Raw genomic sequence first — 24,504 nt, forward strand, 5'->3', positions numbered from 1 at the left:
ACTATCACAACTAGGCGAGTTTCATCTGGATTTAGGCGTTTTCGTCCGCCGGATCGTCGCATGCGACTATCTTGCACTGCGTGTCATCACATCGCTGCTCGCAGTGATGTGCGGATGAGTCTATCGATCCTGCCGTGGGGGTGTGGTGAGAGTTCGTGTGGACGTCGCGGCCGACGTGCCGGTGGTGCCGTGGGAGGAGGTGCATGGGCCGGCGCGGGGGACGTTGTATGGGCTGTTGTCCGAGGTGGAGCCGGAGTTGGCGCGGTCGTTGCACGACGGTGGGTGGGGTGGGCATCCGTTGCGGCCGGTGGGAATGACCAGTCCGTTGTTCAGGGGAGCGCCCGTGCGGGCGGGGGTCTTCACGACATCGCAGGACGGCTCGTTGTGGTTCGGGTCGCCGGTGCCGGAGATCGCTTCCGCGTTGGTGCGCGGGCTGGCGGCGCGGTCGGAGATTCGTTGGGGCTCGGCGCGGTTGTCGATCCGTGGGGTGGAGCTGGAGCAGGCGGATCAGGTGGGGGAGGAGAGGGAAGACGGGCTGGTTGAGTTGAGTTCCGTGACCCCGGTGGTGGTGAAGCGGGAGGGGCGGTATCTGTTGCCGGGCGACGAGCACTACGTCGAGCGGTTGCGGCACAACCTGGCGCACAAGGCGGATGTGTTGGGTCTGCCGGCGCCGCGTGGGGTGTGGGTGGTGGACGCGGGGCCGAGGCGGCGGTTCACCGTGCGGGGGGCGCCCAGGATCGGGGCCCGCGTGCGGGTGGCGTTGGAGGCGGACCGGCGGTTTGTGGCGGCGGTGCGGTGCTGGGGGCTGGGGTTGGACACGGTGCAGGGCTTCGGGTGGGTGCGGTGAGCGTCGCCCAACTCCCAGTGGATCAGGGGGCGTTGGTGATGTCCGGTCACCCGTTGCAGCGGGCAGGTGCCTGGGCAGTGGCAGTGCTGGCGGAGCGGGCGAGCCCGGTGGAGGCGACGGATACCGATCTGGCAGCCGTCGCTGTGCGGATTGCCGAGGACGCGTCCCGCGCCGCAGTGGCCGACAAGGGCACGGCAGCCTACGACTGGTGGAAGGTCCTGTTCGCGCTCTATCCCAATTCCAAGGCCACGCACAGCAAACGGCCCAAGGATCGGACGGCGCTCCGCGACGCGATCGTCGAACTGTTGGCTCCGGAAGGAACGGACACGGCCAAGCAGTTGCCGTGCACCTTCTGCGGTGCACAGACAAGGGCTGTTTGGTCGAAGTCGAACCTTCCGTTGTTCGATACGAACAAGATGCTGAACACGCTGCCGCCCGGAGTACCCGGCTGGCCGGTGTGTCGTGGGTGTCGCGTGGCGGCCTGGGCGTTGCCGTATGGGGCGTGGGTGACGGCTGGTTCGGCGACGGTGTTCTCCTGCGAGAGCGAGGTGGCCGAGCGGCGGTTCGCGGAGCGGAACGTGTTGCGGGCCCGGCGGGTGATGCAGTTGGGGTTCGAACGGCTTGGGGTGGACGGGCGGCCGGAGTTGGTGGCGCTGCGGGCCCTGCGGCACGCACGGGTCGAGCTGTCGGCGTCCACGTTGTGGAGCTTCAAGAACGACAACCAGGAGCCGTGGCTGCGGGTGACCTATACCCGCAGGGCTGCGCCGCGCTTTCTGGCGCTGGTGGAGGGGAACACGCCGCTGCGGCGCGGCTGGCGGCTGTTGGAGATCGCGCTGACCCGGCGCGACAAGAAGGGCGCCGTGGTCAGCGGCGGTGCGGCCGAGGCGGCGCGGCTGGTCTTCGAGGTCGAGGACGGTCGCGGTCGTTCCTTCCTCTGGGAGCTGCACCGCCTGTTGACCGGCTCGGAGCACCGCTGGACCCCACAACACGCGACGTGTCTCGCGCGACTCGCCATGACCTATGCCAAGGAGGTGCTCGGGATGGACCCGGATCTGAAACCGGTGACGCAACTGCTCGTGGACTGGATCGAGCACGGGGGGAGTGGCGGGCCGAGGGGGCGCTGGGCGGAGTATCAGCGCGTCGCCCTCAACCCCTATGAGCTGGGCAGGGTGTTGCACAGAGCGCAGAGCCGGCTCTTCCTGGACGGCCGCGAGATCACCGCGAACGGGGAGCACTGGAAGCCGCTGATCCAACGGCATCCCCGCGCCTGGGAGCAGCGGCTGCTGCTGAGCGTCGCCGTGGTGCAGGCGCTCCAGGAACGGAACGTGCGGGTGAACGACAAGCCGGCCGACGCCGAGGAAGCAGAGCAGGTGGCGGCGATCGAGAAGCAGATCGACGAGGCGGCCATCCTGGCCGACGACTCCCTGGGGGCGATGTAATGGCGTATCTGGCCGGGAAGATGGTGTTGTCGGTGCGGGCCGCCGCCCCGAACAACGGTCGGGGTGAGCCGACCAAGGCCAAGGTGAAGACGGTGCGCACCCATGAGGGCACCTTTCCCTATGTGTCGGCGCAGGCCGTGCGGCGGTGGCTGCGGGAGAGCATGGTGGAGTTGGGCTCGGTGCCCTCCCCCGTGACCCGGGTCGGCAAGGCGCAGAACAAGGCACAGAAAGCCAACACCGAGGCCAATCCCGCCCGTTACGCCGACGACGATCTGTTCGGCTATATGAAGGCCGGCCCCAAGGGGGACTCGGAGGCGACGACGCTGCGGGACAGCCCCTTCATGCTGGGCACCCTGCTGTCGGTGGCGCCGACCCGGGTCACGGACGACTTCGGGGTGATGGCGCGAGGGGTGAGCGAGCCGGTGCTGCACGAGCACGAGTTCTTCACCGCCGACCTGGCTGCCCCCTTCCTGCTGGATCTGCCGCGCATCGGCACGTTCACCCTGCCCACCAAGGCCGGCGTGGGGCGGCCCAACTACCTGACGCAGGAGGCCGCGCTCCAGGTCGCGGAGGCGGCCTCGGCCGGGGCATCCAGCGTGACGTTTCGCGACCAGCCGGCGGTTCGGCTGCCGCTCGCTGAACGGCGGGAGCGCGCCGCGCTGTTGCTGGAGGCCATGGCGCAGCTGAGCGGCGGGGCGAAGCAGGCGCTGCACTATGGGGACCGGGTTCCGGATCTGCTGGTTCTGGTGCCGTTCAAGGGCGGGGTCAACCCGCTGGCCCATGTGGTGGACGGCGAGCCCGGCCGTGGCCTGCGGGTGCGCGGTGACGTGCTGCTGGGGGAGTTGGAGGCGTGGGAGGGGGAGTGGCTCTCCCCGGTGCGGGTCGGCTGGCGGCCGGGCTTCGCCGACGACCAACGGGACACGTTCGAGCGCGTCTGCAAGGAGAAGATCGAGGCGGGCGAGATCGTGATCGGTCATCCCCGGACGGTGTTGCGCGACCTGGCGGCCGAGTTGCGCGCGGGTGAGCTGGACATGTGGTTCGAGGATCCCGAACGGTGACCGTGACGGCGCGGCAGGAGCTGTTGCCGGCGTGGCGGTTGGCGTTCTTCGCGCCCGTCGCCTCGTTCCGCGACCCGCTCTTCCCCGGGCTGAGCCGTGGTCTCCCGGTGCCTCCGCCCTCGACGGTTCGTGGCCTGTTGGCGGCGGCTACGGGGGAGTTGGCGGAGACGCTGCCCTTCGGGATGGCCGTCCGGGTGGAGGGGAGAGGCATCGATGCCGAGACCTACCATCCGGTGCTGTCCAACGCCACCAGCCCCACGGTCGGCGGTCGAGCCCCGGCCGCCAAGGGCGGGATGACGCTGCGCGACCGTGCGTTCCTGGCGGGCGTTCACCTCACCCTGTGGCTGCCGGGTGAGGAGGGCGAACGAATCGCCCGCGCGCTGCGGCGCCCCCGTTGGGCCCTGCGGCTGGGACGTTCCCAGGACCTCGTCCACCCGAAGGCCCGTGATCGCGTGCTGCTGGAACCGGCGGGGGAAGCCGCCGTTGGCTATGCCGTTGCCCCGCTCGGCGGCCACGACGACGGCTCGGCCCGGCCGGTGCGGATGGCCGCCAGCGTCTCGCCGGATCGGCTGGCCACCCGTTGGGCCGAGTACCTGTGGTGTGACGCGCCCGGCCCGGTCGGCCCGGTGCGCGGCGCCTACCGCGAGACAGGTTCCCACGAGGGCCAGGCCGTCTGGCTGCTCGAACCGTGAATCGCACCGTGACCGGCACACCCGGGGCACGTCCGCTGACCCAGGTCCTGGCCAAGTCCAAGCCTGTCAAAGACCCCGAGCGGCTGACCTCCCACTCCCTCACCGTCTACGAGACCGTCTCCCAGGTGGAGGCCCGGATCGGCCGGACCGGGCTGCTGGCCGCGGAGCCGGACTTCTGGTCACGGGTGCGGCGCGCCGCGCTGCTTCACGACACCGGCAAGATCGCGGAAGGCTTCCAGCGGCAGGTGCGGCCCGGTGGGGCGGTCTGGGGCGAGCGGCACGAGGTGCTGTCACTGGCCTATGTCGATCTGTTGGCCACGGCCGGGCGCTGGCCGCATCACGACCATCTGATGATCGCCACCCTGGTGGCCACCCACCACCGCCCGCTGTTCTCCGGCGCCGCTCCGCGCGGCAAGCCCAGCCTCGACGCGCTGTACACCTCGGCCACCCGCTGGGACGAGGCGTTCACCCGCACCCCGGACCCCAATGGCGGATCCACCGTTCAGGTCCAGCGCGGCACCCACCGGGAGTTGCTGGCCTGGTTCGCCGGGATGCTCCGCCTCGACCCGCCCGTTCCGGCTCGCGACGACCCGACGCTTGCCCAACGTGCTCGCCTCTCCCTGGCCCGGCTCTTCGTCGCCTGGGAACGGCCGGTCGCCCCCGAACGTGGCCTGCTCGCCGTCCTCGCCCAGGGCGCGGTGACCCTCGCCGACCGCGCCGGCTCGGCCCATGTCGCACTCCAGACCCATCTGCCGCTGACCGCCGACTACCTGGCCCGGCTGTCCCACACCCCCTACCCCCACCAACGGCAAGCCGCCGCCACCGACGGTCATCTGCTGCTCGTCGCCCCCACCGGCAGCGGTAAAACCGAGGCCGGCCTGGCCTGGGCCGCCAGCCAACTCGCCCACCTGCCAGGACTGCCCCGCGTGGTGTGGACGCTGCCCTACCGCGCCTCCCTCAACGCCGCCCGGCAACGCCTCCGCGCCACGTTGACCCCGGCCCCGGGACAGCAACAGCCCGATATCGGCCTGTTGCACGGCACCGTCGCCCACACCCTCCTCACCGAAGCCACCCAGGACGACTGCGCCCCCACCCAGGCCCACGCAACCAAGGCACGCCAACAGGCCGGCGCCATGCGCCTGTTCGCCCAACGCCTTCGCGTCGCCACCCCCCACCAACTCCTCAACGGCGCCATCGCCGGGCCGGCCTACTCCTCCGTCCTGCTGGAACAGGCCAACTCCCTCTTCGTCCTCGACGAACTCCACGCCTACGAACCGCAGACCTTCGGCCGGATCTGCGCCGCCATGCGCCTGTGGGAACACCTAGGCAGCCGCACCGCCGTGCTCTCCGCCACCCTCGCCCCACCGATGATCGACATCATCCGCGAGTCCCTCACCCAACCCGTCACCCTCCACCGCGCACCACCCGGCACCAGCCCCGTCCGGCACCAACTCGCCCTGGACGACGAGCCCATCACCGAGCCTGCCGGCATCGCCAGGCTGCGCGGCTGGCTGACCGAGGGGCACAGCGTGCTGGTCATCGTCAACCGGGTCGCCACCGCCCAGCACCTCTACGCGCTCCTGGCGGACGACGCCCGCAAGGCCCTCCCCGACGACCCCGACGCGGCCCTGCTCCTCCACTCCCGCTTCAGAAACCGCGACCGCGCCGCCATCGAGACCCGTCTGCTCAAGCGTCACCCCGAACGCGCAGTCGGCGAGCGGGCGGCGCGCGGCGGGCTCGTCGTCGCCACCCAGGCCGTCGAGGTCAGCCTCCAACTCGACTTCGACCGAGGCGCCGTCGAATGCGCCCCCATCGAAGCCGTCGCACAACGCGCCGGCCGCGTCAATCGCCGTGGCCGACACCCCGACGGCGCGGTCGAGTTCCGCGTCCACCGCGCCGAGACCGAACGCCCCTACGCCAAGGGCGCCATGGACGCCTCCTGGCGCGCCTTGACCCGACACGTCGAGACCGGCTCGGCGGCCCTCAGCGAAGAGACCATCGACACCCTCCTCGCCGACGCCTACGACACCCCCTGGGGCCGCGCCTGGGCCGAGGAAGCCCGAAGGGCCCGCGACGAGTTCACCGAAACCTTCCTCACCTTCACCGACCCCTTCCACGACCGGGGCGAGTTCGCCCACCGGCTCAGCGAACAGTTCGACAGCGTCGAAGCCGTGCACGAGGACGACGCGCCCGAATTCCACACCCTCGTCAAGGGCCCCGACGGCGACCCGCTCCTCGCCTCCGGCCTGCTGATCCCCCTGCGCTACACCCAATTGCCCGCCTACCGCGCCCGATACGACCGAACCCTCCACGTCCACGTCATCGAGGGCCGATACAACGAAACCCTCGGCCTCAGACCACCCGAGGAACCGGAGACCGTCCTGTGAACCAACCCCCCTTACCGGAGGAGGACCCGGGCTCCAACGACGCCCCGCTCGGCGGCGTCCACCTCAAGTACCTCCACCACTGCCCCCGCCAACTCTGGCTCTACACCCACGGCTACCGCCCCGAGCAGCGCAGTGATCTGGTGGCGTTCGGCGAGGTCATCGACGAGACCACCTTCACCCGGCGCCGCGATATCGACCTCGGCGAAGCGAAGATCGACTGGGTCACCGCCGGCGCCGTCATCCACGAGACCAAATCCTCCCGCGTGCCGGCCCCCGCCCACGCCGCTCAGGTCCGCCACTACTGCCTCCTCCTGGAACGCCGGGGTGTCGCGGTGCGCGGCGGGGTCGTCCACTATCCGCTCATCCGGCGCACCGTCGACGTCCCCTGGAACGACGTGGCCCGAGCCCAGGCCCGGGACGACGAGGCCCTCGCCCGTTCCGTCATCGCCGCCCCCGCCACTCCACCCCGCCTGCCCCGCCGCGAGTGCCGGGGCTGCTCCTACCTCGACTACTGCTGGGGAGACTGATGCCCGCCGTTGGCCGCACCTACTGGCTGACCGAGCCTTGTCGCATCCGCCGCGAGGACAACAGCCTGCGCATCGAACGCCCCGACAACACGCCTGTGCGCATCCCCATCACCGACGTCCGCGACCTCATCGCCTTCGACCACGTGGACATCAACACCTCCGCGCTGTCCATCCTCAGCCGCAACGGCGTCAGCCTCCATGTCCTGGACCACTACGGCAACCACGCGGGCCACTTCGCCCCTACCGACGCGATGTCCTCGGGCCCCGTCCTCCGCCGCCAGGTCGAACTCACCGCCGACCCCGACCTACGTGCCACCATCGGCCGCGCCCTGATCCTCGCCGCAGGCGAGAACCTCCGCTGGTCTCTGGACACCGACCACCTCGCCCCCGCCCTCGCCACCCTCCGCGCCAAGCTCCCATCCTGCGATGAACGGGACGCGATCATGGCCCAGGAAGGCAACTACCGCCGCACCGGCTGGGCCGTCCTCGACACCCAACTCCCGCCCTGGCTCCGCCTCAACGGCCGCACCCGCCGCCCACCCACCAACGCCGGCAACGCCTTCATCAGCTACCTCAACACCCTCGTCTACGCCCGCGTCCTCACCGCCATCCGCAGCACGCCGCTCCACCCCGCCATCGGCTTCCTCCACGCCGACACCGACCGCCGCCGCAACACCCTCGCCCTCGACCTCGCCGAACCATTCAAACCCCTCTTCGCCGAACGCCTCCTCAAACGCGCCGCCAGCCAGAAACACCTCAAACCATCCGACTTCGAAACCGAGGTCGGCAGGGCATCTCTGAGCAAGAGCGGCCGCAAGAAGGTCGCTGTCCTGATGCGGGAAGAGCTCGACACCACCGTCTACCACCGCACGCTGAAACGAAAAGTCAGCTACGAGGAAATCATCCACCTCGAAGCCCTCAAAATCGTCCGCCTATGCCTCGAAGACAAGCCCTACAAGCCGTTCCGGCCCTGGTGGTGAGAGTGCCGCCATGTACGTCATCCTCGTCTACGACACCGCCGTCGAACGCAACCCCAAAGTCCTCAAAGCCTGCCGCAAATACCTCCACTGGACCCAACGCAGCCACTTCCAAGGCGAACTATCCACCGCCCAATACCGCGCCCTGATGGCCACCCTCAACGCCACCATCGACCCCGAACACGACAGCATCGTCGCCTACACCACCCGCTCCCCAGAATTCGTCCAATCCACCACCCTCGGCCAAAACCTCGGCGGCCCAGGCGACATCCTGTAGCTCCACACGTTCTCTAGCCGACGGTGACAAGGAGCAGCATCAACTGCGGGACGGGCCGGGGGAGGTGTGTCAACCTCCGGGGGCTGATGAGGACCAGGGCGTCGAGCATCTCGGGCGTCGGCTGCATTGCGTTGCGAACCCTCCAGGGTTGATGAGGACTGGCCGAGGAGGCGGGTGTCCCCCGGGAGACCACCGTTGCGAACCCTCCGGGGTTGATGAGGACGAGTGAGTACCGCCGTGAGGCGGCCGCGCTCCTGGCGTTGCGAACCCTCCGGGGTTGATGAGGACCAGCGGTATGGGCGATCGCGTCGCCGTGATCGACACGTTGCGAACCCTCCGGGGTTGATGAGGACCCCAGGGTCACATGGACATGGAGGTGCGGGTCACCGGGGGGTTGCGAACCCTCCGGGGTTGATGAGGACCCGGTAGCAACTGGGGCACCAGGCCCGCAGGTCAGGTTGCGAACCCTCCGGGGTTGATGAGGACACGGTCCTCCGTGAATGCCGCCCGCCGGGGGTGGCGTTGCGAACCCTCCGGGGTTGATGAGGACGCCGGATCGGAACATGCATCACCGGCCCCCGTTCCTGGTTGCGAACCCTCCGGGGTTGATGAGGACTCGCCGAGGACCCCGCCGCCCGCGACCGCCTCCGCGCGTTGCGAACCCTCCGGGGTTGATGAGGACCCGCCTCGTCCTCGGGGACTCCGCCCATCAGGTCGCGTTGCGAACCCTCCGGGGTTGATGAGGACCCACGCCCGCCGGTCACCCGGCATCGGCACCAGCGCCCGGTTGCGAACCCTCCGGGGTCGATGAGGACACCTCGACGGGGTCGTCGACCTCCCCGGCGGCTGCCTGTTGCGAACCCTCCGGGGTTGATGAGGACCCGCGCAGGAATGGCAGCCCGCGATTTCACGGCTGGTGTTGCGAACCCTCCGGGGTTGATGAGGACGACCACGCCGCCGGCAATCACGCCGGCCGGCATCGTCGCGTTGCGAACCCTCCGGGGTTGATGAGGACCCGGGACGCGGGTGGCGGCGAGCGGCGTCAGGGTCAGGTGTTGCGAACCCTCCGGGGTTGATGAGGACCCGAGTGTAAAGCCGCTGGTTGAAGGGCAGATCTGGGTGCCGTGGGGTGGGTGAAAGTGCAGCAGTCTGGCGGTAGTGCAACATCGCAGGTCAGAGGGATGAGTGGGGCGTCGCTCAGAAGGTCCGGGATCGGCCCGTGGAGTCTTGGGCTGATGGGGCCAGCCTAGCTTCAGCACAGGAGTTGTTGGCTGGTGTCATGGCCGGAGTGTAGGGGGAGTTGGTCGGTCTTGGGCCCACGTACTGCACGGAACCTCTGCTTCGTCGCGCCGACGCCCCTCGGTGGTGCTCCCGACGGCCTTTCCGGTATCGGCCATCCCTGTCCTCTCCCGCCCGCTGCGGCGCGCTGGAGACTGTGAGGTCGGCGAGCCGAGGACGAAAACCTGTGGCGCGGTGGATCCTGGCCCGCAGGGCACGAGGGCCACCTCGTCCGGCGCCGGCGCCGCGTCCATCCGTGTGCCCAGGACCCGGCCCGCCGCGTAGGTGGTGATGGAGGTGGCCCCGCCCGACGGCAGGCCGTCGACTGTCAGGCGTGCGTGACAGCAACGGTGTGCCGGTCGTGGTGCGAGTGGGCACTTCGCCCAGGCCGCGGACGAGGGGCTGCTGCTCCGTCTCTCCGGACCTTAGGCTTTGGGGATGGCGATGACCGCAGAGCCCAGGTTCGACGGTGTGATCTTCGACTTCTTCGGGGTCCTGACCTTCAACATGGTCGAGGTGATCTCGTATTTCGAGGACCGGGAGCGACTTGCTCGGGGAACGTTCCTCCGGGCGTGGGCCGACCCACGGGGGCAGGAGCTCTTTCGCCAGCTCGAACTCGGCAAGATCAGTCAGACGGAGTGGAACAGCGGGTTCGCTGCCCTGATCGGCGTGGAACCGGACAACCTGATGGCCCGGTATCTGCACGACGCGTTCCCGGCGCATCAGGTACTCAGCGCGGCGCGACAGGCGCGCGCGGCTGGGATCAAGACCGCCGTGTTGTCCAACAGCCTCGGTCGAGAGCCCTACGATCCCTACGCTGGGTTCGACTTGTACGGCACCTTCGACGCGGTCGTGCTCTCCGCGGAGCATGGGGTACGCAAGCCCGATCCTGACATTTTCCGACTGGTGCTCGACAAGCTTGGGGTGTCGGCTGAGCGGTGCCTGTTCCTCGATGACAGCGAGCAGAACCTGGCCGCCGCCCATGGCCTGGGATTGACGCCGCTGCTGGCACTGGATGAGATGGTGGCGGCCAGGCGTCTTCGCGAGATGTTGGGTCTATTCGACCTGTAGGAACTCGCGGACCGCCGGGTGCGCGGTGTGGGGTACCAGTTTCTCGCGGAGGCCGTTCAGCTCGGAGGTTGAGCGCGCGGACTCCACCGACCCGAGGCACCGGGCCGCACGGTGTGTCGTGGCGACCGCAGCGTCCAGATCGTGCATGGCCAGATGTGCCTCGGCGGCGCGGGCAAGATAGATCGCGTGGCTTCGCGGATACTCCTCCTCGCCCGGGTACGACGCCTTCACGCCGGCCTCGAAGCGGCGTAACGCCTCGGCCGGGTCCCCGAGTTGCAAGGCGGACGAGCCGGCGATCATTTCGACCTCGCCGTAGTCCACCCAGTACAGGGACTTGGGATCGTCGTCGTGTGGTCCCTTGTCCAGTGCCGCGCGGGCGATGTGGAGGTGGTGGGCGCACTCCTTCTTGGCGCCGGTCTTCGACAGCGCGCGGGCGGTGCGGGCGGCCAGCATCGCGTGCATGCGCGGAGTCGCCGTCCGCTTCACCTGCTCCAGCGGCGTCTCCAGGAGTGATACGGCCCTGCCTGCCTGTCCGGGTGTGGAGTAGCACTGGATCGCGGCGAACGAGAGCGCATAGGCCCCGCTGATCGGGTCGCCGGCCTCGGCTGAGGCGTGGAGGGAACCGTCGAAGAAGCGTTGCGCTACGCCGGGGCGGCTCTTACGCCGAAGCGGCCGTCGCGTCCGGGGCGGTGGCGGTGTTGGCGACCCGGCCGGTCGGTGTTCAGGCCGTGGTGGTGGACGATGTGTTGGACGCGCTCGCGGCGCTGGCCCGTACGGTGTTGGCTGCTGTGCCGGAGGCGAGGGTGATCGGGCTGACGGGCTCGGCGGGCAAGACCAGCACCAAGGACCTGATCGCCCAGGTGCTGCCCGAGTTGGGGCCGACGGTGGCCACCGTGGCGTCGTTCAACGGGGAGCTGGGGATGCCGTTGACGATCACTCAGCTTCATCGTGATGTGCGCTTCCTCGTCCTGGAGATGGGGGCGCGCGGCATCGGCCATATCGCGCACCTGACGGGCATCGCGCCGCCCACGGTCGGCCTGGTGCTCAACGTCGGTACCGCGCATGTCGGTGAGTTCGGAGGGCGGGACAAGATCGCCGCCGCGAAGGGCGAGTTGGTCGAGGCTCTGCCCTCGGCCGTCGAGGGCGGTATCGCGGTGTTGAACGCGGATGACGAGCTGGTCGCCGCCATGGCATCGCGCACCCGCGCCCGGGTGGTGACGTTCGGCGTCCGGCAGGATGCCGATGTGCGGGCTGAGGATGTCGCCCTCGACTCGGCCGGCCGCCCCTCGTTCAGCCTGGTGGCGGGGGGCGAGCGGGCGCGCGTTGAACTGTCCTTGCACGGTGCCCACCAGGTGTCGAACGCCTTGGCCGCAGCGGCGGTGGCCGTGGCGCTGGGCGCCGATGTGGGGCTGACGGCCGCCGCACTGTCGGGTGCGCGGCTGGTGGCCGCCGGGCGGATGGAGGTCACCAACCGACCGGACGACATCGTGATCGTCAACGACGCGTTCAACGCGAACCCCGAGTCGATGCGGGCCGCCCTGGACGCGCTGACGGCCATGAGAGGCGAGCGCCGGGCCGTCGCGGTCCTGGGGGAGATGCGGGAACTCGGTCCGGACGCCGGCGAGGAACACGCCCGGGTCGGCCGTCTGGCCGCCGACGCCGGACTCAGCGTGTTGGTGACGGTCGGCGGGGACGACGCGCGGGCGATGGCCGACGCCGCGAAGCAGGCGCGGCCGGGCCTGGAGGTCGTCGAGTCCCGCGACCGGGACCACGCCCTCACCCTGGCCCGTGAACTGCTCCGCCCCGGTGACGTCATCCTGGTCAAAAGCTCCCACAGCGTCGGGCTGGAGCATGTGGCGGTGTGCCTGGCCCAGCCCGACCCCGTGAGCGACACCCGCTAGACGACGGCGGCCACCGGCCGGTCCAGGGCCTGCCCGATCAGCGTCGCGAGACCGGCAACCTCGCCCGTCTCCATCGTCACCACCACATCCCCGGGCCCGGCGGCGGCGGCGACCACGGCGGCGGCCTCCGCCAGACCTGCGACCTGGTGCACGCGGGCCCCGGCCGCGACGGTGGCCCGCGCGATCCCGTCCACGCCCACCGGCCCGGCCGCCGGGGCGAACGCGTCCCGCACCGGCAGGAGCACCACCTCGTCCGCCGCCGCCAGCGCCGCGCCCATCCGCGTGCCCAGGACCCGTACGCGCGGCACTCCGCACGGCTCGAACGCGACGATCACCCGGCCGCCGGCGGCCAGTTCCCGCGCGGTGGTGAGGTCCGCTCGGATCGCGGTGGGGTGGTGGGCGAAGGAATCCACCACCCTCACCCCATCCCGCGCTCCGGGGAGAGTCTGCATCCTGCGGTGCACCCCAGCGAAGCCGGACAGCCCGACCGCCAACGCTTCGGGCGCCTCGCCCAGGGCCCGGCCCGCCGCATACGCGGCGACGGACGCGAGAACAGCCGGACGGCCGGGGGTACGCACCGTCCATGACGCCCGCGCCCCGCCGAGGTCGAGCACGGTCACCGTGCTACCCGCCGCTGCGGGCACCGCCGACAACAGCCGCACGTCGGCGCCCGTGCTCTCGCCGTAGGTGACCACCCGGGTACCCCTGCCACCGCCGTTGCGCCGTCGGACACGGGCGGCGACCTCACGGGCGCCGGCATCGTCGGCGCACACCACCAACGCCCCGGCGCCGGTGGCGAAGTCCGTCAGCGTGGCGACCGCGTGGCGACCACATCGCCGGTGCCGGCATAGGTCTCGGGGTGGTCGTCGTCGGCGTTCAGCACCACCGCCACATCGGCCCGGTACCCTGCCACGCTGCGGTCGCTCTCGTCCCCCTCGACGACCAACAGCCCCGAGCCCGCCCGTGCGTTGAGACCGTCGGCGACCGAGTTGGCCCCGGCCACCCAGGACGGGGCGCGGTGGCCCAGGGCGGCGGCCAGCATCAGCGTGGCCGTCGACTTCCCGTGCGTTCCGGACACGACGACCGACCGGTCGGCGTGCGACACGAGTTGGGCGAGTGTCACGGCTGCGGCGAGCCCGCCGCGTTGTGTCGGCTGGCAGGGCGTCCGAGGGGAGAGGGCGTGTGGCGTCGGATGTCCTGTTTGTGCGTGGCTCGGCTGCCGAGGATTTCGATGATGGGGTGGAGTGCTTCGTTGGCAGGGGCGTCGGCCCGGCAGGTGAACAGGTCGACGTGGGCGAGGCGGTGTTCGGGCCAGGTGGATACGACGAGGTGGGACTCGGCCAGGACGAGGACGCAGGTGAGACCGTGGGGCTGGAAGGGGACGGCGAGCGCGTCGAGGACCGTCGCACCGAGTCGGTCGGCAGCGGCGTACATCGCTGTAAGAAGCCGTTCGGCCGGGATGTCGGGGGTGGAGCAGTCGAGGAGGTCGTAGACGGCGCAGATCATGGGGTGGTTCCCCCGCAGGTTGGTGAGGGGGCTCGCCGGAGGAGATGTGCGAGGTGGTCGACGGTGTAGGAGCGGTGGAGTCGGCGGGGCTCGGCCGCCCAGCGGCAGGCTTCGGCCCACAGGACGGTGAGGGCATCCTCGCCGTGGTCGTCGAGGAGTCGGTCGAGGTTGAGGAACGCCTCGGGTAAGTCGGCGTAGTCCGGCCCGTAGCGCACGTACAGGGACTTCGACAGTTTGCCTCCCGTCCGGTCAAGGATCATCGGCGTGAAGATGCTGACGGGCCAGCGGTTGGTGGGGATGCCGAGGGCCGCGAGGGCGGGGGCGAGTACATGGGCGTGCCAGGCGCCGCCCCAGTCGGCGCCGTCGATGGAGACGGAACAGGCCCGGTAGAGGTCACGTTCGGCGGCCAGGAGGTAGCCCTTCTGGATGGATCTCACCGGGGTATTGGCGTCGTACCAGCCGTTGGTGCCGGCGATGTCGATGGTTTCGCGGTAGAGGCCGTGGGCGGGGCAGCGGGAGTCCAGATGAACCGCGCCGGGTTCGGCGGTGATGCGCAGGTCGGTCGCGGCCTTGTCCATGAGCCGGCAGTGCGGGCAGCGGGGCCGGACGCGGACGATGCCGTCGCCGGGGGCGACGATGGGTGCGAAGTCGGCTTGGCGGGAGGCTATGTGGTGCAGGCACTCCCGCACCGGGGGCAGCAGTTGGTAGACGCCGTAGGGGCGGAACTCGTAGCGCACGCCGCTGGCGGCCGAGGCCCAGGCGAGGAGCCGCTGGAATCCGGAGGTGCGCTCGGTGCGGTCGATGTGGCCGGTGTCGATGAGGTCGGCGACGGTGCGGATATAGCTGCGGCCGTCGATGTCGATGTGCTCGGCGGGTGCGTTGTCCAGTGCGTCGAAGATGACAGTCGCGGGTAGGTCGAGCCGCTGTGCGGCGTGGGCGGTGAGGGCGAAGACGGCCATGACCGTGACGACGCTTCCGATGTGCGGGGTGCCGTTGAGCTGGGCGGCGGTCGTCACCCGCAGCCGCTCGGCGTCGCGCGCTGCCGGGCGGATCAGGTCCGCGTTGGTGTCGGTGAGGTGGGCGATCCCCGTGGGCGCGAAGATCAGGCCATCGTCGGGGTTCATACGGTCCTCCTGGTTGCCGTGTAGAGCCAGAGGGATGGGAAGTCGGGGTCGGCGCTGGGCAGTTGGCGTAGCTCGGCGAGGTCGAGGCCGGCCCGCTCGGCAGCGCGCCGGTAGAGCTGTTCGTCGAGCGTGACGCGCCCGTCGGAGGGGCTGGCGCGGACCCAGTTGGCTCCGGCGGCCTGCCCTCCGGGGGCGAGAAGGCGGTGGAGTGCGGTGAAGCAGGCGGTGAAATGGTCGGCGCTGCGGCATAGGCCGAGGAGTCCGAACTGCGTGACGAGATCGAAGCCGCCGGTGGGTAGGTCAGGGTGGACAGGTGTGTGGCCGGTGAGGCAGTCCGCGCGGACGGTGGCGTTGAGGGATCGGCAGCGGGCTGTGAAGTCCTCGGAGCGGTAGCGGTGACACAGCTGAAGGGCGGTGCGATGGATACCGCGCGGACGCGCCGCGGTGGTGAAGGCACGCAGGATCGCGAGTCGTCGCGGATCGGTGTCCACCGCGGTGAGGGAGTCCGCTTGGAGGGCGATGGCCCACAGCATGGTCTCCGAGCCGCTGCCGAGATCGGCCCACCTCCGCGCGGGCGGGAGGCCGTTGAGGGTGGCCAGGATGTGTTCGGTACCCAGGCCGAATCGGAACGCGTCGCTGTAGTACCGCTTCCAGTACGCCCCGGCCGGCAGCACCGTGGACGGGCCGTTCATCGGCTGGTTCCGTTCGCGACGGCCAGAACCTCCGAGAGGCCGCCGTCCCCGGGCAGAAACCGCATGTCCTGGAACGCCGCCGCGTGCAGAACGGCACCAAGCCCGTGAGGCTCCAGGAGCCGTAGATCGACGGACGCGGTGTGCAGCCGGGCACCGGCGCTGTCCTGATAGGCGAAGTCGATGCGCACGGCGTCGCCGTCTTCGTGGTGCACCCGGCGTCGCCGCGCGACCGCACCACCACAGGTTGCTGGGTCGAGACGTCGGTCTGTTTGCCAGGCACCCGCTGGCTGGTGCGGATCGTAGAAGGAGGCGGCATCGACGGTGCGGTTGTCGTGGCGGCACAGCACCTGCATCAGCAGACGCGCCCCGGGTGCCATCGCGGCGCGAAGCGCCCCCAGCACGCGCGGCAACGAGGTCTGGGCGGTCAGCTGGTTCAGTGCCGCGTTCGGCACGATGACGGTATCCACGCCGGGCAGTGCTGGCAGACGCTGCACCCGGCATGAGACCGTCCTCATCCGGTGGGTGGGAATGCCCGCGTGGACTCCGGCAGCGACAGCGGCGGTCAGCATGCGGGGGCTGCCGTCCACGAGGGTCACTCCACAGTTGGCCGCCGCGTAATCCCTGAGGAAGTGCCCCGGGCCGCAGGGGACTTCAGCAACATGAACGGCGTTGGCGATGGCTTCGGCCAGCAGCCTGGGCCTGGCCGTCCGCGCCTCACCGCCGGCGAAGGCGGCCCGTTCGTCGTAGGCGGCAAGGACCGCGTCAACGGAGGTCACCCAAGACCCTCCAGACCGTAGAAGGCCGCGTGCTCGCGGAGGACCGGGTGTACCAAGCGGCCGTTACGGGCGATACACGCCGACGCCACCTGGGGGTCGGGCTGTCCGGTCAGGACGTGGCGAGCCAGCCGCACCAGGTACGGAGCGGCGGAGGCGGTGTACGCGTGGCTCGCGGTGCGGGGCACCAGGACGGGCAGCGCGTCCTGCTTGACATGCAGGACGCCGCGCACCAGGCGAGGTGGGTCACCGGGGCGTTGCACCGGTCCGGCCGTAGGAAGGTAGCCGGTACCGTACCCGCAGGTGGCATCCACGATGACCGCCCCGTCCTGCATCCGTTCGAGGTCCGCCTCGCAGATCATCGCCGGGGTGCCATAGGTGGAGATGAGGATCGCGCCGATCACCAGATCGGCGCTCACCAACAACTCCCGCAGCTTCGCGGGGCAGTTGACTTCGACGCTCACCCCGTGGGGAGCACGCTGGCGGTAACGGTCCGCGCTCTGGCGCGTGTGGGCCAGCACGGTGACCTGTGCGCCGAGGGCGGCAGCGGTCTGGGCGGCGGCCGAACCGACGTTGCCGCAGCCGATCACGACCACGCGAGCAGGGCTGGCGCCGGGCGCGCCGCCGAGCAGCACACCTCGGCCTCGTGGGTCCTGCAACGCCTGTGAACCGGCCAGGACGGCCTGGACGCCGGCGATCCGCCCGCCGGCCGAGGCGAGGGGGAAGCGGCCGGCATCCCGGAGGAACTCATAGCTGAAAGCAGTGGTCTTGCTGTCGGCCAGCGCGGCCAGCATCGCGGGGTCGCCCTCCGCGTGGAAGAGCGCACCGATGCTCTGCGCGGGAGTGAGACGGGACAGATCGCTTGGATGAGGGTTCTTGTAGCGCAGCACCAGCGGCGCGGCCCAGACGTCGTCGGGCGCGGCGAAGCAGACGCCCTCGCGCTCCAACTCGGCGTCCGTATTGCCGATCCTGGCGGCGATGCCGGATTCAGCCAGGACAAGGACGCCGGCGGTGGTCATGGCGCGGGCGGTTGTGGGAGTGAGAAGGGTGCGGCGGTCCGAGGCAGCGGATTCCCGGGGGAATCCCACGGCGGTCGGAGCTTCGACGGGTGAGGTGGAGAGCACGGGTGTACCTCCTGGATGTGGTCACCTTCGGCACCTTCACGATCGGGGCACACCCCGGGGAATCCCAGCTCACCGGCTATGCACAGGGTTGTTCATCACCTGTTTATCGCCTTGTCCACCACCGATGACAAAAGCGCGCAGCCGCCTGCGACGCATCGTCCACATCGCTACAGTGTCGTCACGCACCGCGCGAGGAACGATCTCCAACAGGCACGGACACTTAGGGAGCAGCGGGTTGCAAGACGCCCTGTTCGACGGCATCGCCACCAGCTCCGAGCCGGTGCTGATGTCGCTCAACCCCGAGTACTACGACCTCATGTGGCGCGGACTGAAACGGCATGAGTTCCGGCGTCGCTATCTGTCCGGCCGCCCGACCACCTGGTACGTCTACCTCACCACCCCCGCCTCCCGCCTCGCGGCCGTGATCGACCTGGGCACCGCGATCGAGGACACCCCGGAACGTATCGCCGCTCTCGCCGAGGAGGTACGGGAGGGCAACGGCGCCTCTGTGTACGCCTACCTTGACGGCCTGGAGCGCGGATTCGCCATGCCCATCCGGCGGGCAAGGGAGTACGAGGGCTTCAGCGCCGACGAACTACGCGACCTGCTGGGAAGCTTCCACCCACCCCAGGGCTACACCTTGATCGGCAGGCATCCACAGTGGCAGGCGGTCTGCGACAAGCTCACCGCCCAACCAACCGCACGGGGGACGACGCTGCCCATCGCGGTGGCCGACGACAGCTGAACACGACCGCCCGGGGGGGCCATGGCACGTGCACGGCACAGCCCACAGGGGAACAGCCCACTGCGCGCCGCCCGCTTAGCGATCCCCGCCACCCTGGAACAGGTCTGCGCCGACCTCGACAAGCTCAGCCCGGACGGGGCATCCGGCGTCACCCCGAGCATGCTGTCGGGTTGGGAACGCGGGCGACACACCACCAGCATTCGCTACCGCACCTTGCTGGCCGACTACTACAGCCAGCCCCCCGACATCCTCTTCGCCCACCAGGACATCCAGCTGTCCGCCGGCTCCGAGAACCCGGCACTCCTGGCCAGCCACCGCGAACTGCGCAACGCCATGATCAACGTCGTGAACGACGCCGAAGAGTACCTGGCCGTCATCGGCTCCCGCTCGCGCGACGCCCATTACCTCGCCGCCATCGAATCCGCCCTGGCGGCTCGTCCCGAGCTCGTCCACTACCGCATCCTCATCGGTCCACCCAGACACCCGGAACTCCCCCAGCACCTTCTCCGGCTCCTCGGCCTCCGCGACCCTCATGACCGAAGCCTCGGAATGAAGACCCTGCGCATGGGCATCATCGATCACCACGACGTTCCCGAACGCTTCTTCTGCGCCTCGGAGAAGGCCGCCGTCGTTCCCGTGCCCTCCCTCACCTCTGCGGACGGCTTCGACTCCGGCGTACTCCTGGGCCCCTACGCCGCCGAGCGGCTCATCGACCACGCCCGCCAGTGCTACGCCGCCGCCCGCCGCATCGAACACCAAGACGCCATCACAGCCCTCTACCCTCTCCCCGAACAGGGGCGGCCAAAGGACCGAGCCACATGAACCACTCCCGTCACCTGGGCCCGGACCCGGTCGGCATCCACGCCGCCGCCGAGGCCGACCACGCCGCCGTCATCGAACTCACCCGGGACCTGGTCCGCATCCCCAGCCGCGCCGGCATTGACCCCTACGAGCCGATCATCGGCCACCTCACCGCCTGGTTGAGCAGCCGCCGGCTGGCCCCGGCGGTACTGCGCGACGACACCGGTGCCCCCGTCGCCGTGACCGCCGAGCTTGTCGGGCAACGTCCAGGGCCGCACTGGGTGTTGGACGCCTGCCTGGACACCGCGCCGTTCGGCGACGAGGACCGCTGGACTCACCCACCCGCATCAGGACATCTGGAAGACGGCTGGCTGTGGGGCCGAGGCTCAAGCGACTCCAAGGCCGCGGTGGCGATCTTCAGCCATATCGCCGCCCGCCTCGCAACGGTCGCCGACCGCCTCTACGGGCGGCTGACCCTGCTGTTCGACCTCGACGAACACACCGGTGGCTTCGCCGGCGCCAAGACCTTCTTCGAAGGCCCCGACGCACCAGGCGACGTGGCCGGCGTCATGATCGGCTACCCCGGACTCGACCATCTGATCATCGGCGGCCGAGGCGTCCACCGAGCCCAACTCCACGTCCACGGCGTCGCCTCCCACTCGGGCGGCAGCAAGACCACCCCCGGCGCCATTGCCAAGGCCGCCCACCTCGTCCGGGAACTCACCGACCGCCCCCTGCCATCGGCCACCACGGAGCACTTCCCGCTGCCCCCGAAACTCACCGTCACCGCCATCACCGGCGGCCAGGGCTACAGCATTACCCCGGACCTGTGCACCCTCAGCATCGACATCCGCACCACCCCCACCTTCGACGACCACGCCGCAACCGAGCTCCTCACCCGGGCAGCCAGCGACATCGACAAGGAATGGCCCGATACCCCAGCCACCCTGCTCCAGAACCACCTGAACTGGCCGCCCTACGCCCTCGAACCCGCCTCCCCGCTACGCGCCGCCCTCATCAACGCGGCACGCGTCCACGGCCTGTGGGTGCGCCCCAAAGTCGCCGGCCCCTCCAACATCGGCAACTACCTCGCCGGCCTCGGTATCCCCGCCACCGCCGGCTTCGGCGTCACCTACCAAGGACTCCACGCCACCGACGAACGCATCCGAACCGACACCATCCCCACCGTCCAAGCCACCTACCACACCGCCCTGGAACACCTCCTCGCACGTTGACAGCCGGGTACAGGATGATCGATGGGAGGCGACCGCAGGTCACCGCCCACACCAGCGGCCCCCGGGGTGGGCCCCGGGGGGCGGGTGTGTGTTCGGTTCGCGCTTTAGCGGGCCGCGTCGTTGTCGCCGACGTCCGTGAGGAATGCCTGCCAGGACGTGGATCCGAAGGTCAGGATTGGGCCGTCCGTGCGCTTGGAGTCGCGGGCGCCGTGCGTTTCCTTCGCCAGCACGGCGACCTCGACGCAGTCGTTTGTGCTGCCGCTTCGGGATGACTTGATCCACCGGACGCCTGATGTGCTGCTCAACGGTTCGATTCTCTCTGTGGTCACAGCGTCTTCCTGATGTCGTTGATGAGTTCGTGGTGGCCGGTGGTGCGCCCCGCCTGCTTGCCGGCCGCTGCCGGAATCAGGCTGCGGGGGGCCAGCGCCAGGGGCGTGGGCCACGTTGTCCTTGGATGCAGGCAAGGCGGTGGTGGGCTTGTTCGGCCGCAGTGGGATTCTCGCTGGCGATCTGGAACGCGAAGGTGACCTTGCGGAGTTCGCGTATGCCCCGGAGCGTTGGGTAGCCGGGCCAGGTCATGACGTCGTGGCCGTAGACGGTGCAGAAATGCTCGTACTCCGTACTGGACAGCGCTCCTAGGGTCTGGTGGTCGACGGCGGTTGCCGTGAGGTCCCATTCTGGTGGGCCGAGCGAGGTGCGTTCGAAGTCGAGCAGGTAGGCGGTGCCGGTCACGCTGACCGCGACGTTGCCGCGCCAGGCGTCGCCGTGGAGTACGCCTTCGGCCAGGCTGGTGGGGAGGGCGGCCCATTGTTGCCGCAGGGTGGCGAGGTGGTTGAGGAGCCACTGCCGGTCGTGGTCCGCGAGCGCGCTGGCGGCGTTGATCCGCTCGGTCAGGCGGACGAAGGGGTCCAGACGACCGAGTCCGAGGTCGTGCGTTGGCTGCGGCAACTCGTGGAGGGCCTTGAGGAGGGAGGCCAACTCGCCTCCGGTGCCCGGCCGGTGGGGTGGTAGCTCTTCCCAGAGGGTGGCGCTGCGGTCGTTCACCCGTATGGGTTGGTCGATGGGGAGCGGCCGGACGGCCGGGACCTTGTGCTCGGCGAGCCAGCGGGTGACGGCGATCTCCCGTGCGGCGGCGGCCTGCTGGCCGGGGCGGGCGATCCGGACGACGACCTTGTTCGGCAGCCGCCACAGGTCGTTCTCGCCGAGGCGGATGGGCTCCGCGCCCGCTGTGGAGACGCCGGCGGCAGCCGCGACCCGCTGGAGGACGGTGAAGGAGGCGGCGACGCGTTGCTCGGTCATGGCAGGACCGTAGTCCGGATCCGCTCCCGCAGCCCGGCGACCTCCGGCCGCACGGCGTACTTCGCCGAGGCCGTCGCCAGAGCCCGCACATCGGTGATCGCGCGCTGGGAACGGAGCTGTCCCATCTCGTCCAACGCCCGGTGGGCGATCAGGACCGCTTCCTGTGGGTCGCCTCGGTGCATGGTAAGGGTGGCCAGTTTCGTGCCGGACAGGGAGCGGGAGCGGACGTAGGCGTCGGTGTGATGCCGAGTCGCGATCCTTAGCCGGGTGGCAGCGAAATCCGGCGACTGGCCGGGGAGGAGGGCGATGTCGAAAGCGGCGTGTCCGGTGTCTCCGTGGTGCTGCGCGTAGTCGTAGTAGGCCATCCACTCCGCGTCCTCGCCATCCCGGGTGTTGGCGAAGGCGTCGTCCCCGGAACCGATGGCGGCGAGTGTCGCCTGGCGATCGCCCATTTGCGCGAAGGCCCTCGCGCGGGCGCCGTGCAGCATCGCCTTCTCACGCGAGGTGAGGCGGTCCGCGCGTACCAGCCCCATCTCGGCATAGGTCAATCCCGAGTCCGGGGCGCCTCGCCAGGTGGCCTGTCGGGAGCGCCAGTTGAGTGCCCGTGCCCGCAGGTGCCAGTTGTCGGAGTGCTCGGCGCACTGGACGGAGAGGTCGAAGAGCTGAGCCGCGTGATCGTGTTCGTAGGCATCGAAGGCGGAGGCCCCCATCACCGAGGCGAGCGCTCCCACGGCGGAGAACAGTTCGGGTTCGAGCTTCGGCGGGCAGGTGACATGCAGCAGGTTCGTGGCCCACATCAACTGCCCGATCGCCCGCGCACGGACTAAGCCGCCCCCGCCGAACCGGTTGTCCCAACTGGCGTGGTCCCGGGCCGCCACCCGAATCTGGGCGATGTCCTGCGGTCGTACGCTCTTCGGAAGATCGCCCGTGAGGTGGGGGACGAGGTCGCTGAAGGATGTGGCGGCTACGCCGCCCGCTGCAAGGAAGGCTCGGCGTTCCACCGGCGGCTCCAGAGGCAGGGATTGGTCGTTCCCCAGTCTGCCCGGCGGTGCGGGGGCGATGCGATGCACACGTTCGATTTTGGCGGTGCTGTCCGCATCGTTGCCACTGTTCGCACCGTCCTCCACCCGTCTCCAGAGGCGCCGCAGAGCCCCACCGGCCTGGAGCGCGTCGTCGAAGGCAGCTGCCAGTTTGGCGTTGCACGATCGTTCGGCCTTCTCGATCCGCTCGACCGATGTCTTGCTGAGCTGCACCTTTCTGCCCAGCGCCGCCGTGCTCAGACCTCGGGCCTTCCGCCAGTTCCGCAGCTCGACGCCGAACCAGGCGCGCATCGAAACGGTGTCGTCCAGGGAGCGTTCTGGCTGTGGCATGGCATCCTCGCTGGTGCTGATGCGGACAACCCGGCTGGTGTGGGGCTGTCCCCATCACCGGCCGATCATTTGCTGGTGTCTCTACTCGTCGGGGGGCGTCTGCCCGGACCGCTGTGGGAACAAGTTCCTTCTGGTGCACGGCGGTTCGTGGCTCGGATCGCCCGTCCGTGGCCTACGACAGCGGTCGGGCGCGAACGGGACGGAGAGGAAGCGGAACTGGCCCGAAACCGTTCTCAGGGGTTCCGGGCCCGTGACCGCCGGGGCGGTCGAGGTCAGCTGAGGCCGTTGGCACGGAGGGTTTCTATGAACGTGGCCCACGTGGTGGAGAAGAAGGCAACCTGAGGGCCGCCGGGGACCTTGGAGTCACGGGCCAGGATGTATCGCGACGCCCTGGCGCACTCGACGCACTCGTTGTTGGGTGCGCCGCTGTACGAGCTTTTGAACCACCGGGGTTCGGTCTGATCTGCCATTACCCTCTACTTCTCTCACAGATGCGACTTGCTGGCCTCGGCGATGAGGCGGGCCGAGGAATCTGGGGTGAGCGCTTCCTCACGCAGGAAGGCCAATGCGCGTGCGTAGACCTGCTGGGCGTCCGGTTCCTCCAGGAACAGGGAGCCACCGGCGGTCTCGATAAAGATGACATCGAGGGACGGGTCGGCGCCGCCGTAGATGATGAAGTTGCTGAGCGCTGCTGCATAGGCGCCATGGGCGAAGGGGAGCACCTGAACGGTGATGTTCGGATCCTTCGCGCGTCGCAGGAGGTGATCGAGTTGCCTGGCGGTCACTTCGGGGTTGCCCACGACGCGGTGTAGCACGCTCTCGTCGAGGAGGACCTGGAGTTTCGGAGGGGTCTGCCGGTCGAGGATCCGTTGCCGTTGCATCCTCATGGCGAGGAGCTCTTCAACTTTTTGGGGCGGCACCGCGCTTCCTGGGGTGTCCTTGATCGCCCGTGCGTACTCCAACGTCTGCAACAACCCGGGCACCACGCCGGCCGCGTACTGGTCGATGCGTGCCGCTTCGTCCTCTATCGCCAGCAGAAGCCGCATGGGACGGCTGAGCCGACCTGCGTACGGGAGCCACCACCCGTCGGTCGTCTTGCTGTTCTTCGCCAGGGAAATGAGTTCCTGGGTCTCCTGATCCGTCGCGCCGTACGCCCGGCACAGAGCTTCCACCTGGTTCCATCGCACGTTGCCGTGGCCACGCTCGTACCTACTGACGGTGGCCTGGGACACCCCGGCGCGTTCTCCTGCCGCACCGGTCGACAGGCCCGATTCGTCCCGCAGCGCCAGGAGGCGGAGCCCGAGCTGGCGGCGCCGTGTCGTCGGGCCCAGATGCTCCACGTCGGCCTTCTCGGCCGGTCTATCCGCCGTCACACGCGCTC

At 69.7% G+C, this 24,504-nt stretch carries 26 protein-coding genes and 1 CRISPR repeat array; of the genes, 13 read left to right on the forward strand and 13 right to left on the reverse strand.

What is annotated here, in order from left to right; all coding sequences use genetic code 11:
- The first annotated feature begins 145 nt into the window (after nt 1-145).
- The 9 genes from cas6 to AOM46_RS01475 all read left to right on the forward strand — a co-directional run bounded on the left by cas6 (nt 146) and on the right by AOM46_RS01475 (nt 10,553).
- The gene (gene cas6, locus AOM46_RS01435) at nt 146-847 is read left to right on the forward strand and encodes a CRISPR-associated endoribonuclease Cas6 (protein WP_062206243.1); all 702 of its coding nucleotides are present in this window, start codon (nt 146-148) and stop codon (nt 845-847) included.
- A 77-nt stretch (nt 848-924) separates the two neighbouring features.
- Entirely contained in the window at nt 925-2,286 is a 1,362-nt protein-coding gene (locus AOM46_RS01440) for a hypothetical protein (RefSeq protein ID WP_234313579.1), read from the forward strand.
- Entirely contained in the window at nt 2,286-3,344 is a 1,059-nt protein-coding gene (cas7i, locus tag AOM46_RS01445; protein ID WP_062204366.1) for a type I-B CRISPR-associated protein Cas7/Cst2/DevR, read from the forward strand. Before AOM46_RS01440 ends, cas7i begins: the two co-directional genes overlap by 1 nt.
- A complete protein-coding gene (gene cas5 / locus AOM46_RS01450) occupies nt 3,341-4,036 on the forward strand; it encodes a CRISPR-associated protein Cas5 (RefSeq protein WP_078856373.1) in 696 nt (231 codons plus the stop codon). Before cas7i ends, cas5 begins: the two co-directional genes overlap by 4 nt.
- A gap of 8 nt (nt 4,037-4,044) precedes the next feature.
- Complete coding sequence (gene cas3 / locus AOM46_RS01455) at nt 4,045-6,423, forward strand: CRISPR-associated helicase Cas3' (RefSeq protein ID WP_234313580.1); 2,379 nt, start codon at nt 4,045-4,047, stop codon at nt 6,421-6,423.
- Entirely contained in the window at nt 6,420-6,950 is a 531-nt protein-coding gene (locus AOM46_RS01460; protein ID WP_062204372.1) for a CRISPR-associated protein Cas4, read from the forward strand. Before cas3 ends, AOM46_RS01460 begins: the two co-directional genes overlap by 4 nt.
- Nucleotides 6,950-7,930, forward strand: coding sequence for a type I-B CRISPR-associated endonuclease Cas1b (gene cas1b, locus AOM46_RS01465; RefSeq protein WP_062204375.1), 981 nt, complete (start codon nt 6,950-6,952; stop codon nt 7,928-7,930). The genes AOM46_RS01460 and cas1b overlap by 1 nt, the downstream gene beginning before the upstream one ends.
- 10 nt (nt 7,931-7,940) lie before the next feature.
- Nucleotides 7,941-8,204 carry a CRISPR-associated endonuclease Cas2 gene (gene cas2, locus AOM46_RS01470; RefSeq protein ID WP_062204378.1) on the forward strand — a complete coding sequence of 88 codons (264 nt, stop codon included), beginning with the start codon at nt 7,941-7,943 and terminating at the stop codon, nt 8,202-8,204.
- Between the two features lie 65 nt (nt 8,205-8,269).
- Nucleotides 8,270-9,287: a CRISPR direct-repeat array (repeat unit 29 nt; unit sequence GTTGCGAACCCTCCGGGGTTGATGAGGAC).
- Nucleotides 9,288-9,920: 633 nt separating this feature from the next.
- Nucleotides 9,921-10,553, forward strand: a complete 633-nt coding sequence (locus tag AOM46_RS01475; RefSeq protein ID WP_158920176.1) for an HAD-IA family hydrolase — start codon at nt 9,921-9,923, stop codon at nt 10,551-10,553.
- Here the strand turns inward: AOM46_RS01475 and AOM46_RS01480 are convergent.
- Nucleotides 10,539-11,015 (reverse strand): hypothetical protein, encoded by a 477-nt coding sequence (locus tag AOM46_RS01480; RefSeq protein ID WP_062204384.1) that lies wholly within the window; start codon nt 11,013-11,015, stop codon nt 10,539-10,541. The two genes, AOM46_RS01475 and AOM46_RS01480, sit on opposite strands and share 15 nt — an antisense overlap.
- 143 nt (nt 11,016-11,158) lie before the next feature.
- Here AOM46_RS01480 and murF point away from each other — a divergent pair, with 143 nt between their 5' ends.
- Nucleotides 11,159-12,454: a UDP-N-acetylmuramoyl-tripeptide--D-alanyl-D-alanine ligase gene (gene murF / locus AOM46_RS01485; RefSeq protein WP_078856374.1), complete on the forward strand. Its 1,296-nt coding sequence runs from the start codon at nt 11,159-11,161 to the stop codon at nt 12,452-12,454.
- Here the strand turns inward: murF and AOM46_RS01490 are convergent.
- The 7 genes from AOM46_RS01490 to AOM46_RS01520 all read right to left on the reverse strand — a co-directional run bounded on the left by AOM46_RS01490 (nt 12,451) and on the right by AOM46_RS01520 (nt 17,673).
- On the reverse strand, nt 12,451-13,149 hold the full coding sequence (locus AOM46_RS01490) for a glutamate ligase domain-containing protein (protein WP_158920178.1): 699 nt from the start codon (nt 13,147-13,149) through the stop codon (nt 12,451-12,453). The genes murF and AOM46_RS01490 overlap by 4 nt on opposite strands.
- A gap of 110 nt (nt 13,150-13,259) precedes the next feature.
- Complete coding sequence (locus AOM46_RS01495; RefSeq protein WP_158920180.1) at nt 13,260-13,559, reverse strand: hypothetical protein; 300 nt, start codon at nt 13,557-13,559, stop codon at nt 13,260-13,262.
- Between the two features lie 14 nt (nt 13,560-13,573).
- Nucleotides 13,574-13,960 (reverse strand): S-adenosylmethionine decarboxylase family protein, encoded by a 387-nt coding sequence (locus tag AOM46_RS01500; RefSeq protein WP_067225813.1) that lies wholly within the window; start codon nt 13,958-13,960, stop codon nt 13,574-13,576.
- A complete protein-coding gene (locus tag AOM46_RS01505) occupies nt 13,957-15,084 on the reverse strand; it encodes a hypothetical protein (protein WP_062204393.1) in 1,128 nt (375 codons plus the stop codon). The genes AOM46_RS01500 and AOM46_RS01505 overlap by 4 nt, the downstream gene beginning before the upstream one ends.
- Nucleotides 15,081-15,776, reverse strand: a complete 696-nt coding sequence (locus AOM46_RS01510; protein WP_062204396.1) for a class I SAM-dependent methyltransferase — start codon at nt 15,774-15,776, stop codon at nt 15,081-15,083. Before AOM46_RS01510 ends, AOM46_RS01505 begins: the two co-directional genes overlap by 4 nt.
- Nucleotides 15,773-16,552 carry a class I SAM-dependent methyltransferase gene (locus AOM46_RS01515; RefSeq protein WP_062204400.1) on the reverse strand — a complete coding sequence of 260 codons (780 nt, stop codon included), beginning with the start codon at nt 16,550-16,552 and terminating at the stop codon, nt 15,773-15,775. The genes AOM46_RS01510 and AOM46_RS01515 overlap by 4 nt, the downstream gene beginning before the upstream one ends.
- On the reverse strand, nt 16,549-17,673 hold the full coding sequence (locus tag AOM46_RS01520) for an NAD(P)-dependent oxidoreductase (protein ID WP_062204403.1): 1,125 nt from the start codon (nt 17,671-17,673) through the stop codon (nt 16,549-16,551). Before AOM46_RS01520 ends, AOM46_RS01515 begins: the two co-directional genes overlap by 4 nt.
- Before the next feature lie 235 nt (nt 17,674-17,908).
- Between AOM46_RS01520 and AOM46_RS01525 the strand changes: the two genes are divergently transcribed.
- Genes AOM46_RS01525 through AOM46_RS01535 form a run of 3 tightly spaced genes read left to right on the forward strand, consistent with a single transcriptional unit; the run spans nt 17,909 to nt 20,454 of the window.
- Nucleotides 17,909-18,418, forward strand: a complete 510-nt coding sequence (locus tag AOM46_RS01525) for a hypothetical protein (protein ID WP_199823903.1) — start codon at nt 17,909-17,911, stop codon at nt 18,416-18,418.
- A gap of 21 nt (nt 18,419-18,439) precedes the next feature.
- Nucleotides 18,440-19,240, forward strand: coding sequence for a helix-turn-helix transcriptional regulator (locus tag AOM46_RS34505; RefSeq protein ID WP_067225815.1), 801 nt, complete (start codon nt 18,440-18,442; stop codon nt 19,238-19,240).
- Nucleotides 19,237-20,454 (forward strand): M20 family metallopeptidase, encoded by a 1,218-nt coding sequence (locus tag AOM46_RS01535; RefSeq protein WP_078856375.1) that lies wholly within the window; start codon nt 19,237-19,239, stop codon nt 20,452-20,454. The genes AOM46_RS34505 and AOM46_RS01535 overlap by 4 nt, the downstream gene beginning before the upstream one ends.
- A gap of 104 nt (nt 20,455-20,558) precedes the next feature.
- Here the strand turns inward: AOM46_RS01535 and AOM46_RS01540 are convergent, their stop codons facing one another.
- From AOM46_RS01540 to AOM46_RS01555, 5 genes are all read right to left on the reverse strand, one after another.
- Entirely contained in the window at nt 20,559-20,759 is a 201-nt protein-coding gene (locus tag AOM46_RS01540; RefSeq protein ID WP_062206253.1) for a DUF397 domain-containing protein, read from the reverse strand.
- A gap of 100 nt (nt 20,760-20,859) precedes the next feature.
- A complete protein-coding gene (locus tag AOM46_RS01545; RefSeq protein WP_062204406.1) occupies nt 20,860-21,753 on the reverse strand; it encodes an aminoglycoside phosphotransferase family protein in 894 nt (297 codons plus the stop codon).
- Complete coding sequence (locus AOM46_RS01550; protein WP_062204410.1) at nt 21,750-23,123, reverse strand: helix-turn-helix transcriptional regulator; 1,374 nt, start codon at nt 23,121-23,123, stop codon at nt 21,750-21,752. Before AOM46_RS01550 ends, AOM46_RS01545 begins: the two co-directional genes overlap by 4 nt.
- 272 nt (nt 23,124-23,395) lie before the next feature.
- A complete protein-coding gene (locus AOM46_RS31495; protein ID WP_078856376.1) occupies nt 23,396-23,593 on the reverse strand; it encodes a DUF397 domain-containing protein in 198 nt (65 codons plus the stop codon).
- 15 nt (nt 23,594-23,608) lie between these two features.
- Nucleotides 23,609-24,496 (reverse strand): helix-turn-helix transcriptional regulator, encoded by an 888-nt coding sequence (locus AOM46_RS01555; protein ID WP_062204415.1) that lies wholly within the window; start codon nt 24,494-24,496, stop codon nt 23,609-23,611.
- Nucleotides 24,497-24,504: the final 8 nt, after the last annotated feature.

The organism is Streptomyces sp. NBRC 109706 (genome assembly GCF_000974485.1).
GTDB lineage: Bacteria > Actinomycetota > Actinomycetes > Streptomycetales > Streptomycetaceae > Streptomyces.